The sequence below is a fragment of the Psychroserpens mesophilus genome (assembly GCF_050617655.1).
GTDB classification, from domain to species: domain Bacteria; phylum Bacteroidota; class Bacteroidia; order Flavobacteriales; family Flavobacteriaceae; genus Psychroserpens; species Psychroserpens mesophilus_A.
In genome coordinates, this window is sequence record NZ_JBODQC010000014.1 from 23,717 (window position 1) to 43,301 (window position 19,585).

17 protein-coding genes are annotated in these 19,585 nt (G+C 33.4%); 7 read left to right on the forward strand and 10 right to left on the reverse strand.

Annotated elements, in window-relative coordinates; all coding sequences use genetic code 11:
- Position 1: 1 nt before the first annotated feature.
- The 10 genes from ACRHNM_RS15530 to ACRHNM_RS15575 form a co-directional block, all read right to left on the reverse strand.
- Positions 2-4,417, reverse strand: coding sequence for a CusA/CzcA family heavy metal efflux RND transporter (locus ACRHNM_RS15530; RefSeq protein ID WP_248400103.1), 4,416 nt, complete (start codon positions 4,415-4,417; stop codon positions 2-4).
- A gap of 118 nt (positions 4,418-4,535) precedes the next feature.
- The gene (locus ACRHNM_RS15535; RefSeq protein ID WP_431137563.1) at positions 4,536-4,907 is read right to left on the reverse strand and encodes a hypothetical protein; all 372 of its coding nucleotides are present in this window, start codon (positions 4,905-4,907) and stop codon (positions 4,536-4,538) included.
- An 87-nt stretch (positions 4,908-4,994) separates the two neighbouring features.
- A complete protein-coding gene (locus tag ACRHNM_RS15540; protein ID WP_431137564.1) occupies positions 4,995-7,058 on the reverse strand; it encodes a Piwi domain-containing protein in 2,064 nt (687 codons plus the stop codon).
- Between the two features lie 20 nt (positions 7,059-7,078).
- A complete protein-coding gene (locus tag ACRHNM_RS15545; protein ID WP_430497184.1) occupies positions 7,079-7,372 on the reverse strand; it encodes a helix-turn-helix domain-containing protein in 294 nt (97 codons plus the stop codon).
- 163 nt (positions 7,373-7,535) lie between these two features.
- A complete protein-coding gene (locus ACRHNM_RS15550) occupies positions 7,536-9,275 on the reverse strand; it encodes a DUF3987 domain-containing protein (protein WP_431137565.1) in 1,740 nt (579 codons plus the stop codon).
- Complete coding sequence (locus ACRHNM_RS15555) at positions 9,272-10,180, reverse strand: BT4734/BF3469 family protein (RefSeq protein WP_431137566.1); 909 nt, start codon at positions 10,178-10,180, stop codon at positions 9,272-9,274. Before ACRHNM_RS15555 ends, ACRHNM_RS15550 begins: the two co-directional genes overlap by 4 nt.
- Positions 10,167-10,463 carry a helix-turn-helix domain-containing protein gene (locus tag ACRHNM_RS15560; RefSeq protein ID WP_093026612.1) on the reverse strand — a complete coding sequence of 99 codons (297 nt, stop codon included), beginning with the start codon at positions 10,461-10,463 and terminating at the stop codon, positions 10,167-10,169. The genes ACRHNM_RS15555 and ACRHNM_RS15560 overlap by 14 nt, the downstream gene beginning before the upstream one ends.
- A 2-nt stretch (positions 10,464-10,465) precedes the next feature.
- Positions 10,466-10,762 (reverse strand): helix-turn-helix domain-containing protein, encoded by a 297-nt coding sequence (locus ACRHNM_RS15565; RefSeq protein WP_394908033.1) that lies wholly within the window; start codon positions 10,760-10,762, stop codon positions 10,466-10,468.
- 210 nt (positions 10,763-10,972) lie between these two features.
- A complete protein-coding gene (locus ACRHNM_RS15570) occupies positions 10,973-11,977 on the reverse strand; it encodes a DUF6617 family protein (RefSeq protein WP_379860678.1) in 1,005 nt (334 codons plus the stop codon).
- Positions 11,970-13,082 carry a site-specific integrase gene (locus ACRHNM_RS15575; RefSeq protein ID WP_093026615.1) on the reverse strand — a complete coding sequence of 371 codons (1,113 nt, stop codon included), beginning with the start codon at positions 13,080-13,082 and terminating at the stop codon, positions 11,970-11,972. The genes ACRHNM_RS15570 and ACRHNM_RS15575 overlap by 8 nt, the downstream gene beginning before the upstream one ends.
- A 583-nt stretch (positions 13,083-13,665) precedes the next feature.
- On the opposite strand from ACRHNM_RS15575, the gene ACRHNM_RS15580 reads away from it, so the two are divergent.
- The 7 genes from ACRHNM_RS15580 to ACRHNM_RS15610 all read left to right on the forward strand — a co-directional run bounded on the left by ACRHNM_RS15580 (position 13,666) and on the right by ACRHNM_RS15610 (position 19,353).
- A complete protein-coding gene (locus ACRHNM_RS15580; RefSeq protein WP_129760253.1) occupies positions 13,666-14,106 on the forward strand; it encodes a thioredoxin family protein in 441 nt (146 codons plus the stop codon).
- A gap of 40 nt (positions 14,107-14,146) precedes the next feature.
- A complete protein-coding gene (locus tag ACRHNM_RS15585) occupies positions 14,147-15,088 on the forward strand; it encodes an FAD:protein FMN transferase (protein ID WP_129760401.1) in 942 nt (313 codons plus the stop codon).
- On the forward strand, positions 15,085-15,297 hold the full coding sequence (locus ACRHNM_RS15590) for a DUF4266 domain-containing protein (RefSeq protein ID WP_129760252.1): 213 nt from the start codon (positions 15,085-15,087) through the stop codon (positions 15,295-15,297). The genes ACRHNM_RS15585 and ACRHNM_RS15590 overlap by 4 nt, the downstream gene beginning before the upstream one ends.
- A 13-nt stretch (positions 15,298-15,310) precedes the next feature.
- Positions 15,311-16,624, forward strand: a complete 1,314-nt coding sequence (locus ACRHNM_RS15595) for a DUF3570 domain-containing protein (RefSeq protein WP_407941807.1) — start codon at positions 15,311-15,313, stop codon at positions 16,622-16,624.
- 367 nt (positions 16,625-16,991) lie between these two features.
- Positions 16,992-17,831 (forward strand): SIR2 family NAD-dependent protein deacylase, encoded by an 840-nt coding sequence (locus ACRHNM_RS15600; protein WP_431137567.1) that lies wholly within the window; start codon positions 16,992-16,994, stop codon positions 17,829-17,831.
- A gap of 133 nt (positions 17,832-17,964) precedes the next feature.
- Positions 17,965-18,678 (forward strand): hypothetical protein, encoded by a 714-nt coding sequence (locus ACRHNM_RS15605; RefSeq protein ID WP_431137568.1) that lies wholly within the window; start codon positions 17,965-17,967, stop codon positions 18,676-18,678.
- Between the two features lie 162 nt (positions 18,679-18,840).
- Positions 18,841-19,353, forward strand: coding sequence for a gliding motility-associated C-terminal domain-containing protein (locus tag ACRHNM_RS15610; RefSeq protein ID WP_431137569.1), 513 nt, complete (start codon positions 18,841-18,843; stop codon positions 19,351-19,353).
- Positions 19,354-19,585: the final 232 nt, after the last annotated feature.

Consider the following 19,585-nt stretch of genomic DNA (forward strand, 5'->3'; position numbering starts at 1 on the left):
ATTATAAATTGCCCAATTGATATTGTATCTCAATGGATTGTTGGTTAAACTGGTTTATGTATTGCAAATGGTTTTGTTTTATCCTGATGGCACTGTTGAGAATTGTGATATAATTGACATAATCTATTTCGCCTTCCTTGGATGCCAATTGCGCTGTGGTAATTTGCTGTTCTGCCAACAATAGTGCGCCTTCTTCGTAATATTGCAAAATCTTCTTTGTTTTTTCAAGGGATTTGGTCAATTGCGACACGCGACTTTCTGTAACCGCCTTTTGCTCCAAATATTGATTCTCTGCTACCATTGCGTCTGCCTTTGCTGCTTTTACCCTTGACTTCTGCGGAAAAAACCATAGCGGAATGCTAATACCCGCCTGATAGGTGTTGAAGCCTGAAACATCATCTACAACCTGCCTGCCATACGATAAGCTGAATTTCGGCAGGAATTGTGATTTCTCAACACCCACATTTGCCTTGCTTACTTCGGCATTTTGCAACGCATATTGCAACATTGGGTTATTGGCCACCGAAGTGGAATCTAACATTGCCATAAAATCCAATGTTTTGTATGGTTCACTAATCGTTTCAATGGATTCATCCGTTCCCAAATATTGTTTTAAGGCACGTTTGGCTATTTCAATATCATCAAAGGCTTGTTGCCTTAATACTTGAATCTGTTGAAATTCTGAAGAGGCTGAAATAAATTCCAACTTACCTGTTTCTCCCGTATCATACCGAAGTTGGGCAGCGGTCTTAAAATTGGTATAAATACTGTCCAATTGGTCTGCAAAACGCAATTGTGCCTTGTAATAATTAATTTGGTCATACGCCTGCATCACATTACGCACCAATTGTTGTTCACTGGCCACATAAAACTTTTCTCCCAAGGCAATACGCTCTTTGTAAAACTTCGATTTTGAAAAACCGGAAAGCAAATCAATGTTGCCCTGTTGCACACCAACGGTTGTCTGCACTCCAGGAAGATTATTTCCATATTCTTCTTTGCCCGTGAAAACTTGAGTGCTACCAAGGTCAAAACTCGTTCCCTTTAGTGCCTTTTCCCGTTCAATAAATGCTTGGCTCTCTTTAAGTGATGGATAATTCTGTTTAGCCATAGCAATAGCCTCATCAATGGTCAAGGTCTTTGGGATTGTACCATCTTGATTGGTGTCTTGGGCAAATGAAGTACCAGAAGCCATCAAACCTCCAACCATCAATAATACGGTTACAATATTGGTTGATTTTTTAATATAACTTACATCTCCACCATTGTCCTTCTTTTCTTTTCGGGATTCCAGCCAATAATAAAGAATAGGAATAACCACCAAGGTCAGAAATGTTGCCGTAAGCATTCCTCCAATGACTACTGTCGCCAAAGGTCGCTGTACTTCTGCACCACCAGAGGTAGAAATCGCCATTGGGATAAAACCCATAATTGTTGTAATGGCTGTTAATAAAATTGGACGTAAACGTTCGTGCGTTGCTTCGTATATACGTTTTTTTAAATCTGTCATTCCACTGTCTTTTAATTCATTGAATTTGTTTATGAGTATGAGTCCGTTTAATACGGCAACTCCGAAGAGCACGATAAACCCGACTCCGGCAGAAATACTGAAAGGCATTCCACGAATCAACAAAACGAAAACACCACCAATGGTCGCCAAAGGCACTGCCATATAGATCATCAAGGCCTGTGTAACTGAATTTAAAGCAAAGTAAAGCAGAACAAATATTGTTAATAGAACGATTGGAACTACAATCATCAATCGGTCTGAAGCACGTTGAAGGTTTTCGAAAGAACCTCCGTAGGTTACAAAATAACCTGGTGGCAGTTTCACGTCCGTTTCCAATTTTTGTTGAATTTCCTCGACCATCGATTTTACATCGCGCCCACGAACATTGACCCCTACCGAAATACGACGGGAGGTATTGTCCCTTGAAATCTGCATCGGACCTGGCTTATAGCTGATATCTGCAACCTCCTTTAAAGGTACTTGTGCACCGTTTGGCAGGTCTATGAAAAGGTTTTTTAAGCTATTGATGTCTTGTCGATATTCCTCTGCCAAACGAATGACCACATCGAATCGTTTTTCCCCTTCAAAAATGACTCCTGCCTGTTCTCCAGAAAATGAAGCACTTACATAATCATTCAGCTTGTCAACGGTTACACCGTATTGTGCCATTTTTGCCCGGTTATACACCACTGTCATTTGTGGCAAACCGCTTGTAGCTTCTACATTGAGGTCAGCCGCTCCGGGAACGGTTCTGATGACCGCTGCGATTTCCTGTACCTTGTCTGCCAAAACGCCTAAATCTTCTCCGTACAGTTTGATTGCCACGTCCTCACGAACCCCTGTAAGCAATTCATTAAAACGAAGTTCTACAGGTTGGGTAAACACGAAATTTACGCCGGGAACTACTGAAATTTTTTCCTGTATTTTTTCTATCAGTTCTTCTTTACTATCTGCGGAAGTCCATTTACTCTTATCTTTTTCAAGAATAATATAACTATCGGCAATATCCATAGGCATCGGGTCTGTCGGTATTTCGGCCACACCAATCCTAGAAACTACTGTTTTTACTTCCGGAAACTCATTGATTAACTTCTGAAGTTTCTCTGAAGCCTCAATAGATTCTGTAAGACTGCTCCCCGGTTTTATCAATGCTTGAAATGCAATATCGCCTTCATCAAATTTAGGGACAAATTCTGCTCCCATATTGCTGAAAATAAATCCTGAAATCAAAAGCAAGGAAACCGCGCCTATAACCACACCTGCCCGAAAGCGAAGTGCAAAATTTAATATAGGCAGATAGATACGATTCAGAACATCCATAATTTTATCACTGAACCTATCAATCTTGTTTTCAAACTTGGCGAACCAACTATTTTGATTTTTAGCAGGTTTTAAAAATAATGATGACATCATTGGCACGTAGGTAAGACAAAGGATAATCGCTCCTAAAACGGCAAAACCAAATGTAAATGCCATTGGCCGGAACATTTTCCCTTCCACACCGGTCAAAAAAAGAATCGGTGTAAAAACTATAAGAACAATTAGTTGACCGAAGAAGGCAGAATTCATCATTTTACTTGAAGAATCATAGGCGATTTCATCCATTTCAGCTTGGTTGATGGCGGTTGTGGATTTTTTCATCCGTTGATGAATGTGGAAAACCGCTCCTTCCACGATAATCACCGCTCCATCTACAATAATTCCAAAATCGATCGCACCCAAGGACATTAAATTTGCCCAAATGCCAAATTGTTTCATCAAAATAAATGCAAATAATAGACATAAAGGGATTATCGAAGCTGCTATCAAGCCACCACGGAAGCTTCCCAAAAGTAAGACCAAAACAAATATGACGATTAGGGCTCCTTCTATTAGATTGTTTTTAACGGTACTTGTGGTTGCCTCAATAAGTTCACTTCGGCTTAAAAAAGCATCAATATAAACACCTTCCGGCAGGGATTTTTGAATTTCTACAATACGCTTTTCCACATTTTCAATCACGTCGCCTGGGCTTTCGCCTTTCAGCATTAAAATTTGTCCACCTACGGATTCGTGACCGTCTTGGGTAAATGCACCATAACGCACTTGGTTTCCGTAGCCCACTTTTTCGGCAACGTCCCTTACCAAGACAGGGCTTCCATTTTGAGTGGTCACAACCGTGTTTTCCAAATCGGCGATACTTCGAGCCAGCCCTTCGCCACGGATAAAATTGGCTTGGTGGTTTTTTTCAATGTAAGCACCACCGGTATTAGCATTGTTCACTTTAAGAGCTTCAAAAACCTGATTCATTGTAATGCCAAAACTTTTTAGTTTATCAGGATTTATGGCAACTTCATATTGTTTTACATAACCTCCAAAAGCATTGACCTCGACTACGCCTGGCACTAAAGCCATTTGGCGTTTTACAATCCAATCTTGGATGGTACGAAGCTCCATTGCGTCATATTTGTCTTCATAGCCTTCTGTCACTTTTAAGGTATATTGAAAAATTTCGCCCAGACCTGTTGTTATGGGTGCCATAAAAGGTGTGCCAAAACCTTCGGGGATTTCTCCGGCAACTTCGGTTAATTTCTCCTGTACCAATTGCCGTGGCAGATAAGTGCCTGCCTCGTCCTTAAAAACAATGGTAACCACGGACAGCCCAAAACGGGATACTGAACGCAGCTCGATGACGTCAGGAAGATTGGCCATTGCCAATTCTACGGGATAGGTAACAAATTGTTCTATATCTTCTGTCCCCAAGTTTGGGGCCACGGTTATTACCTGTACTTGGTTGTTTGTTATATCGGGTACAGAACCCAAGTTTATAGTGGCCATAGACCAAATGCCCGTACCAACAAGTGCCACTATAAATAAGCCAATAATAAATTTATTATTAATGGAAAATGAAATGATTTTGTTAATCATAGAAAATGTATTAATTCAGTTTAAAACTTACGATGCGAATAGATGCAACGCATTTATAAAGCAATGCCTATCTTGAGAAGCATCACGTTAGGATATAGCTATCCTTAAAAAAACTGAATTATACTCGCGGGGGTTGGAAGAGAGATTCCAGATATCTGGAATATAAGTTAACTGTATATAAATTGAACGGCTCTTTATCTTCAAACTTTAGTCGATTGATTAGGGCCGAATTGTTGTTCGTAATAAATAACACTAAAGGATGACAACATTGATGATGGGAATGAACTGGTGTATTCTCCTTATCTGGGTTATTATGATGCCCTTCATTTTTTGCATCATTGTCAATGTAATCTTCAACTACATATTCAAGGAAAGAGTCGCCATACATTTTATGGTCTTGATAATGGGTAATGATGTTTGAAATTTCTTTTATTGGTCCACAAAAGTCCATATCAAGGCTAATTCCCTGAAAAAAGAATAAAATAGACATTGATATGGAAACAAATATTTTCATATAATTTATACAAATATACAAATTATTGAATGCAATGGTTGTGCAAAGAAAAAAGGCTTCGGATTATAAAAACCATAAGGTTTCTTGACCAAAAGGTGGTATTTCCTTGCTTTCAAAACGAGGTGCTATTTCTGCAACCATTTCAGGATATTTAATTGTTATTGGTACGTTTTGTTGACGTAAGGATTTCCAATATAGCCTACTAAATTGATACACTTGCTCTATTAGCTTTCTAATCATTTTACTATCATTTAAAGCCTCTGGTGTAGGACTTGATATTTTAAGTTTTATTGGAAATGAATAACTTGAATGACTTGGGTATTTTACAGTATTGTTATACCTCAAATTATTAAAGAGTAAATATTTATATTCTCCTTTAGGGCCAATATTTATATATGTGCCACTCATTGGAATTAACTCACCATTCCAATTTTGGTCAAAAGCAATAATATCTTGTGATTTAGTTTTATTAATATTAAGAACAAAAAGAGGACAAGGCAATTGAAGTTTATCCATCATTTCTAAAACAGGTTGTATTTCTTCATCCTTCATATCCTTATAAAAGTGAATCACTATTTTTTCGGGTGACTTATTCGTTGGAACATATTGCCAAATAGCATCACTTAAAGCATTGCCTAATTGTTTAACATCTGATTTACTGAAATAATGAAATTCATTGAACCTTCCATTGTTTTTAAAACTGAATGCACTTGCTACATAACGAATGTTTTCTTCGGTATTTTTAAAAGCACCAACACCAATTACCAATTCATTTTTTGGTTTTACATTAAGTTGCCAAGGTGTACCATCTAATTTTGCTAATAAGGCTAATGATATATTGGTTAAATCGTAAATAAATTTATGTTGGTTTCTTCTAAATCTATCAAACTCTATTACTTGAGATATTATTCTTTTATATAATAGCTGTTCTTTAACCTTGTAATACACTAACTTTTTTTCAAGATTAGGTTCGTGCTTGTTAAAAGGGCTTAAATAAATAGCAACGTAATTAATGTTAGGGTCTGATTTAAAGTCTTTTATACCTTGTGAAATTTGAGGTAATGGATTTTCTAAATCATCAAATACTATATTGACATCATTATCGAAATGTGCTAAAACACCTGCATAAATGTTTAAACCTTTATACCAACTTGTACCATCTTCCAATAATTTTTGCAATGCTTCTACTTCTTTAGCATAACTTGTATGATGTATAAAGAAGAAATGCACATTATCTAACTGACAAGGATTTAAAGGTTTTAAGTTCTTAAAATCTATTTTGGGATTTCTACCAACACCATTTTGGAACACTAAATCATTACTTTCATCAGTTACTTCACCAATGCGATTTATTTCTACTGGCAGGTAATCATCATTATTTACAGGGATAACTTTCTTAAATTCATCACTTAAAATGAAATGTTGAATAAACTTATCAATTTTGTTTTTGTACCCAATATATTTATTGGAATCATCTTTGGGTTCTGGTTTAATTTTAAACGCATTAGGTAAATCGTTATTCAAAATGGCAAAAGCCTTTGTGTTATCATCAATAAATTCCTTTTCCTTATGATATTTTAATAACCTCATTTTATATACAACTTTATTAAGATTTGTTGTTGAGGTATGTTTTATAATTTCAGAAATAGGTTTTTTAAACACTTTGGCCATACCATCATAAGAAATAACTAACTCACCATATTCACTAACTTCTTTAATTTGTACTTTGACAGTAAACTTATAATACTGTGCAAAACTTTTATTTTGATATGATCTATTACCTATCCAAATTTGATTATCATTCACAAAGTTTTGACCAACAAGTTTTTTAATGCTATTAAAGAATTTTTTGATACGCCAATTATAATAGTGTTTAATTAAGTCGGTTGGTTGTTCCTTTAGATTGAGTGATAAGGGATGATAGCCTTCTTTTTCGTAAATAAACGATGTGTATATGAAATCAGGGTTTTCTTCTTTTATACCAGGAAACAATTCTTCAATATTGGTTGGAAACTTTGTTTTATAGAGCTTTTGAGCATTACCAATTTTCTCTTTACTTAAATAAAAAGTTATTGGTTTGTCTGGTAAATCAAACGTTATGATATTGAAATAAAGTTCCTGACTCATAATACTTGGGTTTATTAATTCTACTTCTTGCTCAATCTATTAATTTTTTGTTCTACAATTTTGAGGATTTCCGTAATGTTTTTTTCTTCTTTTAACATAAAGACAATTTTATCTGCTAACCAATATTGAAGTAATTCGCTTTTGTTTTGCTTTAATGCTTTAGCTAATGCTTCAACTTGTTCTTTACGAGCTATACGAGTACCACGTTCAATTTTACTTAAAAGTGCCGTATCAATATTCATTTGAGATGCAACCTCTCTTAATAGTAATTGTTGTTCCTCTCGTATTTCTCTGATGTATTCGCCAAATGTCATTTTGGGGATATTTTGACTTGTCAATATTTGTCTAATGTAAGAAAAAGAAAATAAGAACTAACAAAAAGATATTAACAATTATAAACAGGAAATGAGGAAGTTAAGGATTTGAGGATATAAAGTATTTTTATAAATCCTCGTTTCCTTAAAATCCTCAAAATCCTTATTGTGCTTTTGTGGGATTTGTATAATTGTTATGTGCTTCCCTATGTATTAGACCAGCATCAACAAATTTAGTAATATAGCCTTCTGCTGTTTTATGAGGAATCTTGTTTTTGTCGGCTATATTTAGGTAATCTTGTCTTGAAAATTGATAAGGTAGTGCTTCTAAAAAACGTTCTTTACGATTGGCTCTTTTTACTTCTTTTTGTTCGATAGGTAAATCGTTAAACACCTTACTACTGTGCTTTACTAATACGCTTATCATTTCCAATGTATTTTCAAAATCTATATCCTCACAATATCTTACTTGGTTTACATCACCATCTTCCATAATGCGAAATACAGAAAACAACATTATAATTCTAAATGCTATTAACCCCAAACGTCTAACAGTTGCTATATAGTCATCGGGTTGAAGATTGAGGTATTTGGTTTGAAGCTTCTCAAAAAACACATTAAACTTTTGTTGTTGCTCGGTTGTTAGCCTTACTTCAATATCAGGATTGTTTTTTAGGGTTTTGTATAACCCAAAAAATTCTTTTCCTAATTGGTCGTAATATTCATCTAAACCATTGGTTGTATCAGTTTGAAAAACGTTCTTCCAAGTAGGTTTGATATTCATATAATAAAACATAAAACGACTAAACAAGCCATTTTCAGCACTTGGAACCAATGCCTGAATCTGCTTTGGTGTACCAGACAACACCGTTGACAAACAAGGTCTTTCAATATCTACATACTCTCTGTCCGTTCTACGATAGTAACTAATGGTTTCGTGGTGGAATGCTTTACGAAAACCATCGGAATAATTACCGTAATCACTTTTAAAAGCTTGTGCTAAAGTATCTCCTTCGGTTTCAAAAATTAACCCTCTACCTTCATTATCCGATATTAATTGATAAACACCTGTTACACTATTGTTAGCCGGAATAAACAACATTCTTTCAGGTGGTTTACTCGGTTTTTCCATAGTTTCACTTTTGCCCTTATTCATATTATAAGTAGCCATTTCAACCTGATGCTGTTGTTTTAAGGTTTTGGATTGTTCGCGTTTTTGTTTGTGAACAGGATTTACCAAATTTTTAATTTGGTTTAATCTTCCTTTCCCTGCTGAAGCTGGTGCTGTAACAAATAAATACAAGTTGCTAAACACTTTACGTTGGTCGTACACACCAAACAATTTAGGGAAACAAGCACTAAACGCTGTTAATGCACCCAACAACAAAATATCACGTTCTTCATTACTGCTTGATGGTTGTACCACTTGTTGCAAAAATGTTGGGATGTTGTTGTAAACTGTTGTTGGTATTGTTGGCAACGGTTGTTTTTCTTCCTCTGGCTGTTGCAATACTTCAACAACTTGTTGTTGCTGTTTTGGTTTAATACCAACTTGATGCAAATGGTGGTATAAGGTTGCTATACTTATACCGTGCCCTTTTGCTTGTAAGCATTTATTATACTGTTCGTCGCATTCTTTATAGTCGTAACCTGAATAATTTCTGCTAATTCTATGGTAGTAATCACGTCCAGCTTCACCGTATTCCTCTGAAATAGCAAAACCAATATCACGCCATTTTTCATAAGTATCTGTAATATCGATACCTGATTGTTCTAAAGTACTGATATATGTTTCAATATCATTGGCAACAACCGTTGTTGGGTTGTTGTTGATTGGTTTTTTAGGCACTTCTTTTTGCTCTGGAACAGCTAACCAATCTTTCGGGTTGAATATCTTTGTCATATCTTTTGATGTCTTTTATGTAGGTATGCCAATGGATCGTGGGATAAAAAACACGCTCTGGAAATGTCTTTACCTGATTGGTCAACCTCAATGTTATATGTATGTTTTATGTAATTGGCCACCGCAATAAAATATTCGTTGTGTGGCACTTTAGATACATCGATTCTAATTATCCATTTTAAACCTTCTCCTGAAGGTGATGTGAACAACAATTCGGTTTCAAAATATACATCATTTAATAATTGTTGTTTTAGTTCTTCAAGATTCTGCAAATGGTCAAAATCGATTGTTAATAGTGATGAATGCTCAATTAAGCTATCATCATTTCGTTTAGAAAACACACCTGAAAATGTTACATAATCAAAATGATTTGCTTTAAATTTTCGTGCTTCTTTAGGGTCTTTAATCGCTCTAAATTGCTCTGTGATACTTTTATACTTATCGCTTGTAATACGCTCAAATATTTGATGTAATCTTACTTTTTCAGTTGGAAACACATTTCTAATTGGTGCTCTGTAAAAACTGCTGTAAGCATACCAAGTATCATCAGGTGCATCTAACCAGGATAATTCATCTTCTTTTTTAACTTCAAAATTTAGATGCAGTACCTCATTGATTTTTAGTAACAATTCTTCTTCATTAATGATTTTAAAATGATAGGATGCAAAATCGAATACATCACCTTTAAAATCGGTTAATTCTGTGTCGTAATGCATTGCCTTATTTTCAACAACATTAATTTGTAATGTTGATTTACCACCGTTAAAAGGGTTTTGGGTTATCCCACAGTCCCTTCCTTTTAAGGAAAGGACTGTTGTTTTAGGATAATACTGCCTTAATACATAAGCATAAATATTTAACCCGTAATGCGTTTTCTTTAAAATGCTTTCTTTACTTATTTCCATCGCATTTAAAATTTGGGTTATAATAATTGCTTTGTAATAGTTCCTCTATATCAGATACTTTGTAATAAAATTTACCTTGTATCTTGCTATATGGAATCGTGCCATTTGAACGGAATGTTTGCAATGTACGTTGGCTAATATGTAGCGTTTGCATTACGTCCTGATTGTCAATCCACATATCTTTTAAGCGTTCTGCTCTCGTAGCTCTTATTAATTCGATACGTGCTTTTAAATCCTTAATCTCTTGTGAGAGTGCCAAGAGTAAATCGATGATTTCAGTCATAACTAAATCCTTCCTTTTTCGATTAAGTAATTAGCTGCCTGTTGCTCGATTTCGTCCTGGGAATCCATACGGTTACGCAGTAACCATTGGTCTAACTCCTGACGTTGGAAATAGATTTTTTTACCATTCGGTTTATAGTGTGGAATGGCTCCCGTACTTGTAAGTTTATACAAGTGCGATTGTGATAGTTCTAAATACTTGCAAGTTTCATTGAAGTTCAATACTTGCTTTTGCAACGTTTGTTGTTCTATTAACAACTTTTCGATGCTTTCTAAACGTTCTATAATTTTAACGTCCATCTTTTTATAATTTTAATTTAAAAATGGACTTCTGCGCAAAAGTCATCCTTGATTGTCAAGGACATAGCAAATATGGAAAAAGGTGTTTGGTATAATAGAAAAGAGAAAAAATGGTATTATTAAACCATTGTAAAACAATAAGTTATATTGTTTTTGGTATTATCTATTTGGTATTAAATAGAGAAAATACCACTTTTTAAAAGTGAAGTTTTATTTGATTTGGTCAAGCCAAAAATTGGCATCAACTAATTTTTGATAGGCTCTTTTTTTAGCACCTAAAAAATTACGATATTCTTTATCGGCATTACTACCTGGTCCATAACGATGAGCAAAAAATTTATGAATATGTTTACGCTCTATTTTTTTTGATGGTTTATCTTCAAAAAATATCCTTTCATTAAAGTATTTTGCTTCCGTTAGTTTTACCATAAAAGCTGCAAGTAATATTTTTTTGCCCCTTTTTTTAGTATAATTATATTTATCATCAATGATACCTTTTTCATTTAACAACTCCTCTAATTTTGCAAATTCCCTTTGTTTAGTCTTGTTAATAAGTTCGTTATAGGATAAGACATCATTGTTTTCCTCTCTAAAATCACCTTGTATAGCGTTGAAAATTGAACTTTGTTTTACTTGTTTTCTAACAGTTTTTATTTCTGCACCGGAATAGGATTTTACAATTAACTCTTCAGGTGGTTCTTCATTAAAAAATACTTCGTGTAATTCTTCGATAGTATAAATTTCAGTATCACTTAATTCTGAAAATCGTTCTTGAAGTTCCATAAAAAGCATCATCGCATTAGCCTTTAAAAATGAAATAATATAAGCTTCATCTGATTTATCGTTTTGAATTGGCTTTAAGTATAAGGTTTCGTCAAGATCGTTATCAGAAACATAGTTACTAATTTGGTTTAGGTAATTTTTGATACGGTTATATTCTTTATCATACAAGAAAGATAAATGACCTGGTGTAGTATTGATTTCAAGTGCATCATTGATTTGATTAAAATTTTTGATGTACTCGGTTTCAATTAACTTTAAATAGTATTTACGCCTGTTAGAATACGCCTTTTTGAAGTCAATTTCATATTTAGGCGTTGTATTGAGGTATTGCTTTTTAAAGCCTTTTAAAAGCTCTTTAAATTGGTTTTCGGTTCTTTTATCATCAGTAACCTTTTCCACATACAGTAAGTCGATAAATAGGTCTTTAGCCATTTGGGTTAAGGTTTATTCTGTACGCTGCTTGTTTCTTTTTGTCGTCAATTACTTTAGCGTAAATTTGAGTTGTTTTTAAGTTCTTATGACCTAACATTTTTGATACTGTATAAATATCAGTACCTAAAGTTAGCTGCAATGTAGCAAATGAATGTCGCGCACAATGGAACGTGATATTCTTTTTAATTTCTGCATCTCCAACCCAATCTTTTAATAGGTCATAGTTTCTCTGAACATTATTTATATTCTCGAAAACTTTTTGAGTTGGTTCGCCTTTTTCTCCTAACAATTCAAATGCTTGTTCGGAAATTGGTAAGGTTTCAGCTCCTTTAGTTTTCTTTTGCTTAAATCTAATAAAATTCCCGTAACTTTCTGAATATTGGATTTCTGACCATTGTAGCTTTGTAATATCCGACCAACGCAAACCTGTAAGGCAAGAGAAAAGAAACGCATTTTTTAATTGTGGGTGTTTGCTATCTGTACTAAAAAGCTTTCTAACTTCTTCTAAAGTTAAAAATTCCATATGTGTATCTTCTTCTTTGAAGTTTTCAACATAAATTGCAGGATTGTATTGTATTACCTTTTCTTTAACCGCTTGACGTAATACCGCCAATAACTTTTTAAAATATGCAGATTTAGTATTTTGGCTTAATTCTCGTTTACTTCTAGAAAGTGCCTTTTTATCTAAATACTCTTTAAAACCTTCAACCCATTCTTCATCAATTCTTTCAAAAGAAATACCACTAGGATAATAAGCTTTTAAATGCTTTAAAGTACTATTCCATACTGCTAAATTTCCCTTGCTTTCTGAACGTCTTTCAATCCATTGTTCTAAATACACAAAGAAGTTCCCTTGTTTCTTTTCCTTATTCTCAAAGCCATAAATATTATTTTGAATTTCTAGATGCCTTTTAGCTCTGATGCTTTCGGCAAGTTGCAAGATTTTCTTATTCTCTAATTTCTGCGCTTTGGTTAAGGACCCTTTATCGGGTTCTGGTGTTAAATATAATTTCAAGTACTCGTATTTACGATTACCGTTTTCGTAATAATCAAGATATAAACTAATTCGTTTCCCTTTTCTGCGTTGGCGTAAAGTAACTTTCATTTTCCTTATATTTACTGTGTTAAACGATGTGTTGTATTACTGTTAAATGGGCAACAATACGGCAACAAATATAAGCAAAAAAGGGTAGTTTGGCAACAAAAAAGAATACCAAAAACCCTATAAAACAATGATTAATAGGTAGATAACAAATAAAAGAAAGATAATGAATTTCCTAAGGGAATCTCCAAATTACTAAACCCAACAGCGCATATACAAAATAGCTAGAGTTTTTTTTATAACCAATATTTTTTGTTTCTTTATAAAACTATAGCAAACACAAAAGATCCGTAGATTTATACGCTACTTTGCATATACGGCTACGTTGTGCATAATGCGAAAATCGTGCTAAAATTTAACATTTGAACAAAAAAAGCCAACCCACAAACAGCACATTTGTTTTTTTTTCAACACATAAGCCAACTCTGAAAAAACAAAAGAGCAGTTTATTTGCCAACGCTCAAATTGATGCTAATATTAAACTGAAAAAAAAATGAGTTGTTCATAACAAAAAAACAATATATTCGTTAAATAGGTATTGTCTAGTTGTTGACAATCTCATTTATCAATAATAAATAATAATAAAATGAAAAAAGTTATTGCGGCATTAATTGTAATGATTGTAAGTATAAATACAATAATTGCTCAAGAATGGCAAACAGATATTAACGTTGCAAAAGAAATTGCATCAAAAGAAAGTAAACCCATAATATTAGTATTTCAAGGTTCAGATTGGTGTGCACCTTGTATTAAACTTGACAGAGAAATTTGGAGCACAGAAACTTTTAAAAAGTATGCAAAAGATAATTATGTTATGCTAAAGGCAGATTTTCCTAGAAGAAAGAAAAACATATTGTCAGAAAAACAAACAAAAGCGAATGCATTACTTGCAGAAAAATACAATAAACAAGGTTTTTTTCCTTTTGTTGTAGTACTTGACTCTAATGGCCAAGTGTTAGGAGAAAGTAGTTATAAAAAGACTACACCAGAAAATTATATTAAAGAATTAAACGCTTTTACAAAGTAATTTGAAACATATAATCACTTTATTATTTTTATTCTCAATAATGGGTTGTACAGCACAACAACCATATAAGAGAACACTCAAATTAATGGGTAGTCGATTTGACATTACTGTTGTTGCAAACGATTCTATAAAAGCAAACATATATATCGATACTGCTGTTGCAGAAATATCAAGAATTGAAAATTTAATTTCATCTTGGGATAATACTTCTCAAACATCCGAAATTAATCGCAATGCAGGAATTAAACCTGTGAAAGTTGACAAAGAATTGTTTGATTTAATTGAAAGAGCAATAGGCATTTCAAAATTGACTGATGGTGCTTTTGACATTAGCTATGCTTCAATGGACAGAATTTGGAAGTTTGATGGCAGTATGGCCAAAATGCCTTCAAAAGAGGAAATAACAGCTTCAGTAGAAAAAGTTGGCTATCAAAACATAGTTTTAGATAAAATGAATAGTACAATCTTTCTTAAATTAGAAGGAATGAAAATAGGTTTTGGTGCTATTGGAAAAGGATATGCAGCTGATATGGCAAAAAATCTACTTATTTCAAAAGGTGTACCTTCTGGAATTATTAATGCTTCTGGAGATATGAATACTTGGGGAAAACAACCTAATGGTAATGAATGGAAAGTAGCCATCACAAATCCAATGGATAAAAATAAAGTCTTTGCATTATTACCAATTACAAATGGAGCTGTAGTTACTTCTGGAAATTATGAAAAATATGTAAATTTTAATGGCAAACGATACACACATATTATTGACCCAAGAACTGGATATCCTTCTACCGGAATTATAAGTGTAACCGTATTTGCACCAAAAGCAGAATTGGCAGATGCACTTGCAACTTCAGTATTTGTTATGGGAAAAGAAGCTGGTTTAGACCGCATTAATCAATTACCAAAAATAGAATGTATTATCATTGATGATAAAGGAAATATCACGAAATCAAAGAATATAGAAATAGATAAGTTATGATTAAAAAATTTATATGTGCTACATTAATTACTACTTGTCTTAGTAGTTGCGTTGTAGTTAAAGAATACGAAAAAGTAAATATAAATGACCCAGATATGGCATTGGCAGACAAGAAAGCTGACCGAAATGTTTCCACGATGCATTCATATCGTGAAGCTGCTGTAGGAGCAAATGGAGGGAAAACTGGAGGAGGCTGTGGCTGTAACTAATAAAACAAGAAAGTTGAAAAAATTTATTTTGATATTATGCGTATTTGCTTTTGTTAAATCTTATTCGCAAACAGAACAAGACTCGACAAAAGTTTATAAAAAACGTGTATTAGAAACTACAGAAGTAGATTTTCTAACAAGTTACTACTCGCAAGATGGAGATAATGCTGCGGTAAGTGGCGGAATAGGCACTGAAGAATTAACAGATGTTACAGGAACCTTTGTAGTTTCAATACCTTTAAATGATGATGATGTTCTAACCATTGACGCTGGAGTTTCTGCTTACACATCAGCATCTTCAAGTAACGTTGGACCTTTTGATGATGGGCCAGCAGACCCATTTCAAGCATCTTCTGGCGCATCAAGTAGCGACCTTTGGGCAAATTTAACAGGAAGTTATAGTCATAGTTCTGACGATAGAAATGATATTTGGTCTGCAAAAATATCTATTTCATCAGAATACGATTATTTTTCAGCTGGTGTTGGTGGTAGTTACACAAAATTATTTAATGAGAAGAATACAGAATTAAGTGTAAATGCAAATGTTTATATTGATACTTGGAACGCCATTTACCCAACCGAATTAAGACCATTCGGAGAAAATGGCAATGGTTTAAATGATAATTTGTTTACTCAAAATACAATTACAGGAAACACAAATTACAATCCTAGATTTAGTGAATTTAAAGATGAAGGTCGTAATTCTTATTCTTTAGGATTTGGCTTCTCTCAAATTCTTCATAAAAATGTGCAAGGTTCTTTAGCACTAGATTTTGTAAAACAAGATGGATTATTATCTACACCATTTCAAAGAGTTTATTTTAGCGATGTTGCAGATTCATTCATAGATAATTTTCAACTTGCAGATGCAGTTGAGCGTTTACCAGATTCAAGATTTAAAGTAGCTGTTGGTGGTCGTTTAAATTGGTATTTAAATGAAACATTTACAGTAAGAACATTCTATCGCTATTATTTTGATGATTGGGGAATATCTTCACATACAGCAAGTATTGAAGTGCCAATTAAAATTACTGATAAGTTTACTTTGTATCCATCTTACAGATTTTATAATCAAACAGCAGCCGATTATTTTAGACCTTATGAAAGTACTTTATCTACCGATGACTTTTATACTTCTGATTATGACCTTTCCGAATATTCTGCTAACCAAATTGGTTTTGGAGTGTCGTACACAGATATTTTCGCAAAGGCACATATTTGGAAACTAGGTCTAAAAAGTATTGACTTAAAATTTTATCAGTACGATAGAGATACATCTTTTAGTTCTAATATTGTTACAGCAGGATTTAAGTTTGTAATGGATTAATGGAAATTTGTTTGTTTCAAGCCAACACTAAAAAGCCATACACATTTGCAATTCGCATCATCCAACACTACACCAAAAATTGCAAAAGAGTATGTCTCGCCAACGCACACATTAGAACTAAATAACAAACATCGGAAAACCAAGCTGAATTTGAAAAGCACTATGCACAACAACGTATATGGCTCATAGCTAATTAGTTGCTTAATTCAAAGTTAAGGCATATTTGAAAAGTCGCCAAATTTTTAAATTTGACGATTTCCAATAAATAAGATAAATAGTAAAATTTAAAAATCTGGCTTGTGCTCAATCCGAAAATAATTTCATAATTTGCACGCTACTTTGCATATACGGCTACGTTCTACGCAATTTGAAAAACATCGAATTAAAAAATATAATTGAGGAAGTTTTTAAAAAAGAGAAGAAGAATAAATTCACTTTTTTGACTGGAGCTGGAATATCATCTGATAGTGGAATTCCTACTTACCGAGGTTCTGATGGAATTTGGGTTAAAGGAACAAAGTTTCATAAACCTGAAAAGTTTGGAACTTTTGAATATTTCCATAAAAACCCTGAAGAAGTTTGGCAATACACACTTTTCAGAAAACGGATGTTAGAAAACGCAGAACCAAATCAAAGCCACGAAATAATTGCCGATATTGAAAATGAATTAAAAGATAGGTTTCAGTTAATAACTCAAAATGTCGATAATCTTCACAGGCGTGCAGGAAATGAAAGACTCTTCGAAATACATGGGAATTATCGTGAAATAAAATGTTCTGGAGCTTGCAGTGAAATAAGACCAATGCCAACAGAATTAAAAAGCAAAGAACTTACGGAAGGTATAACGCAGAAGGAAATTGACGCTTTAAAATGTCCGAATTGTGGTGCCTGGATGCGTGCAAATATTTTATGGTTTGATGAATATTATGATGAGAAGACCAATAAAGTAGATAGTTCGTTAAGAGTTGCTAAAAATACAGGAGTATTATTTGTAGTAGGAACTTCTGGAGCTACCAATTTACCAATGCGTATAGCGGAAACGACAATACAATATGGAGGATATGTTGTTGACATTAATTTAGAAGACAATTCATTTTCTAATTATTTGTCCACCAAAAAGAATAAACTGATTTTACGTGGAAAAAGTATTGATTTTTTGCCTGAAATCAAGCATCAGATAAAAAACTGCGTAGAACAACGTGTATAACTAATTGCTGGTGATAGATTACTCGGAAAATCCTACGGATTTTCCTCTGGTTCGTGTTCTTTTTGCTAACTTAGTGCGAGCCAACGCAACTAGCCATAACACGAACACGTTGTAAGCAATTAAAGGAAAACCCGTGAAAAATAGAATATTCCTACTTATTATTATTGTTCTGATTTCCAATTCTTGTGGAATATTTAAAACGCATCATAAAGATAAATTGATTGATTTTGAGAACAATTCGTTAACTAACGAATCTCTAAAATTAAACGGATATTATTTTGCAGAATTTGAGCTCGAATATGGAGAAAACGAACCACCTTTTATAGACGATTACATAAAAAAGACTGGAATAAATAAAATAAAATATCTGTCTGTATTTTTTATTTACGAAGACGGTTTTGTAATTAATATTGGAGGAATAAACGGACTTTCACGTTATTATTGTGCTGAAAAGGAAAATTATGAAAACACCTATGAAAGTGCTCATAAAACAATTGAATTGATGCTCGAATCTCAAAATTCAACTGAAAAAAGAACTAAACGCATTTGTGGGTTTAGTCCTGACGATATTGGTAGTAAAGGTTTAGTTCAAATTGACAAGGAAAAAATTAAAATTCAACTTTACCGAATTGAGATGCAAAACCCAACCAAAGATTCTTTCAATTCAGCTTATTTATACGAATTAAATGGAACAATAAAATCTGACTCAAGTTTTGTAATGAAAAGCGAAATGGAATTCAGAACTAAAGAAATAACATCTGAAAACCAAGTGTTTGAATTTAGACAGACTGAACAGAAACCGAACATTGAAAATTATTTTAAAAAGAATAAGAACCGATTTAAATAACTGCTTACAACACCGTGTATAATTAATTGCTTTGGTCGTTGCTTATTTGGAAAATTCCTTCGGAATTTTCTCGCGTTCGTTTTTGTTTACTAAATTAGTTGCTTAAACACACAACTAACCATACACAAAACCGTTAGCACACATTTGAAAAACCATCGAAATATGAAATTAAAAAACTTAACACTGATTTTACTATTATCTATTGTAACAATTAGTTGCAATGAAGATAATGAATCGGAACAACAACCTGAACCTGAAGTTTTCCTTTGTTGTGGAGAAAATCCATTTGAATTGGAAAATATTGACAATCTTGACCAAAGCGCAGGTGAATTAAATGTAGTTCCAATATTCACACCAAATGGTGATGGATATCATGATACATTTTGGATTGAAAATATTGATTTATATCCAAATAACTCCCTCACACTTTATGACATAAATGACAATGTAGTTTTTACAATAGACAATTATGGAATTAATAATCTTTATGGTGGATTTTTGAATATTGAAAATGGAACTTTGAAATACAAAATAGTCATTGAAAATGAACAAACCTTTGTTGAATTTGGGTACGTCTGTGTTGTAACTGGAATTGGTGAAAGTGACGATGATTTTAGCTTTTATAATGAGTGTTCATTAGAGGCTGGATATTTTGATCCACTAATTGGAAATTAAAAACGTGTGCTAACAACGTATATAAAAAATTGCTTATTTTCAGCTTAACCAATGTGAGTTGCTTTGTTTGCTTACGTCTGATTTTCCTTCGGAAAATCGCCGAAAACAAACACGCAACTTTCCATATACAAAAACGTTAGTAACAATAGCTCCGAATGTACTTTCCTGAAATAGGTTGACTAAAAATTAAACCTTTTAGTACTACACCTAATGAAAGACAAAAAACAACACT

Bases quoted from the DNA above. Each gene is read 5' to 3' on its own strand.
- ACRHNM_RS15530 (WP_248400103.1), bottom strand. From the start codon at position 4,417: ATGATTAACAAAATCATTTCATTTTCCATTAATAATAAATTTATTATT.
- ACRHNM_RS15535 (WP_431137563.1), bottom strand. From the start codon at position 4,907: ATGTCTATTTTATTCTTTTTTCAGGGAATTAGCCTTGATATGGACTTT.
- ACRHNM_RS15540 (WP_431137564.1), bottom strand. From the start codon at position 7,058: ATGAGTCAGGAACTTTATTTCAATATCATAACGTTTGATTTACCAGAC.
- ACRHNM_RS15545 (WP_430497184.1), bottom strand. From the start codon at position 7,372: ATGACATTTGGCGAATACATCAGAGAAATACGAGAGGAACAACAATTA.
- ACRHNM_RS15550 (WP_431137565.1), bottom strand. From the start codon at position 9,275: ATGACAAAGATATTCAACCCGAAAGATTGGTTAGCTGTTCCAGAGCAA.
- ACRHNM_RS15555 (WP_431137566.1), bottom strand. From the start codon at position 10,180: ATGGAAATAAGTAAAGAAAGCATTTTAAAGAAAACGCATTACGGGTTA.
- ACRHNM_RS15560 (WP_093026612.1), bottom strand. From the start codon at position 10,463: ATGACTGAAATCATCGATTTACTCTTGGCACTCTCACAAGAGATTAAG.
- ACRHNM_RS15565 (WP_394908033.1), bottom strand. From the start codon at position 10,762: ATGGACGTTAAAATTATAGAACGTTTAGAAAGCATCGAAAAGTTGTTA.
- ACRHNM_RS15570 (WP_379860678.1), bottom strand. From the start codon at position 11,977: ATGGCTAAAGACCTATTTATCGACTTACTGTATGTGGAAAAGGTTACT.
- ACRHNM_RS15575 (WP_093026615.1), bottom strand. From the start codon at position 13,082: ATGAAAGTTACTTTACGCCAACGCAGAAAAGGGAAACGAATTAGTTTA.
- ACRHNM_RS15580 (WP_129760253.1), top strand. From the start codon at position 13,666: ATGAAAAAAGTTATTGCGGCATTAATTGTAATGATTGTAAGTATAAAT.
- ACRHNM_RS15585 (WP_129760401.1), top strand. From the start codon at position 14,147: ATGGGTTGTACAGCACAACAACCATATAAGAGAACACTCAAATTAATG.
- ACRHNM_RS15590 (WP_129760252.1), top strand. From the start codon at position 15,085: ATGATTAAAAAATTTATATGTGCTACATTAATTACTACTTGTCTTAGT.
- ACRHNM_RS15610 (WP_431137569.1), top strand. From the start codon at position 18,841: ATGAAATTAAAAAACTTAACACTGATTTTACTATTATCTATTGTAACA.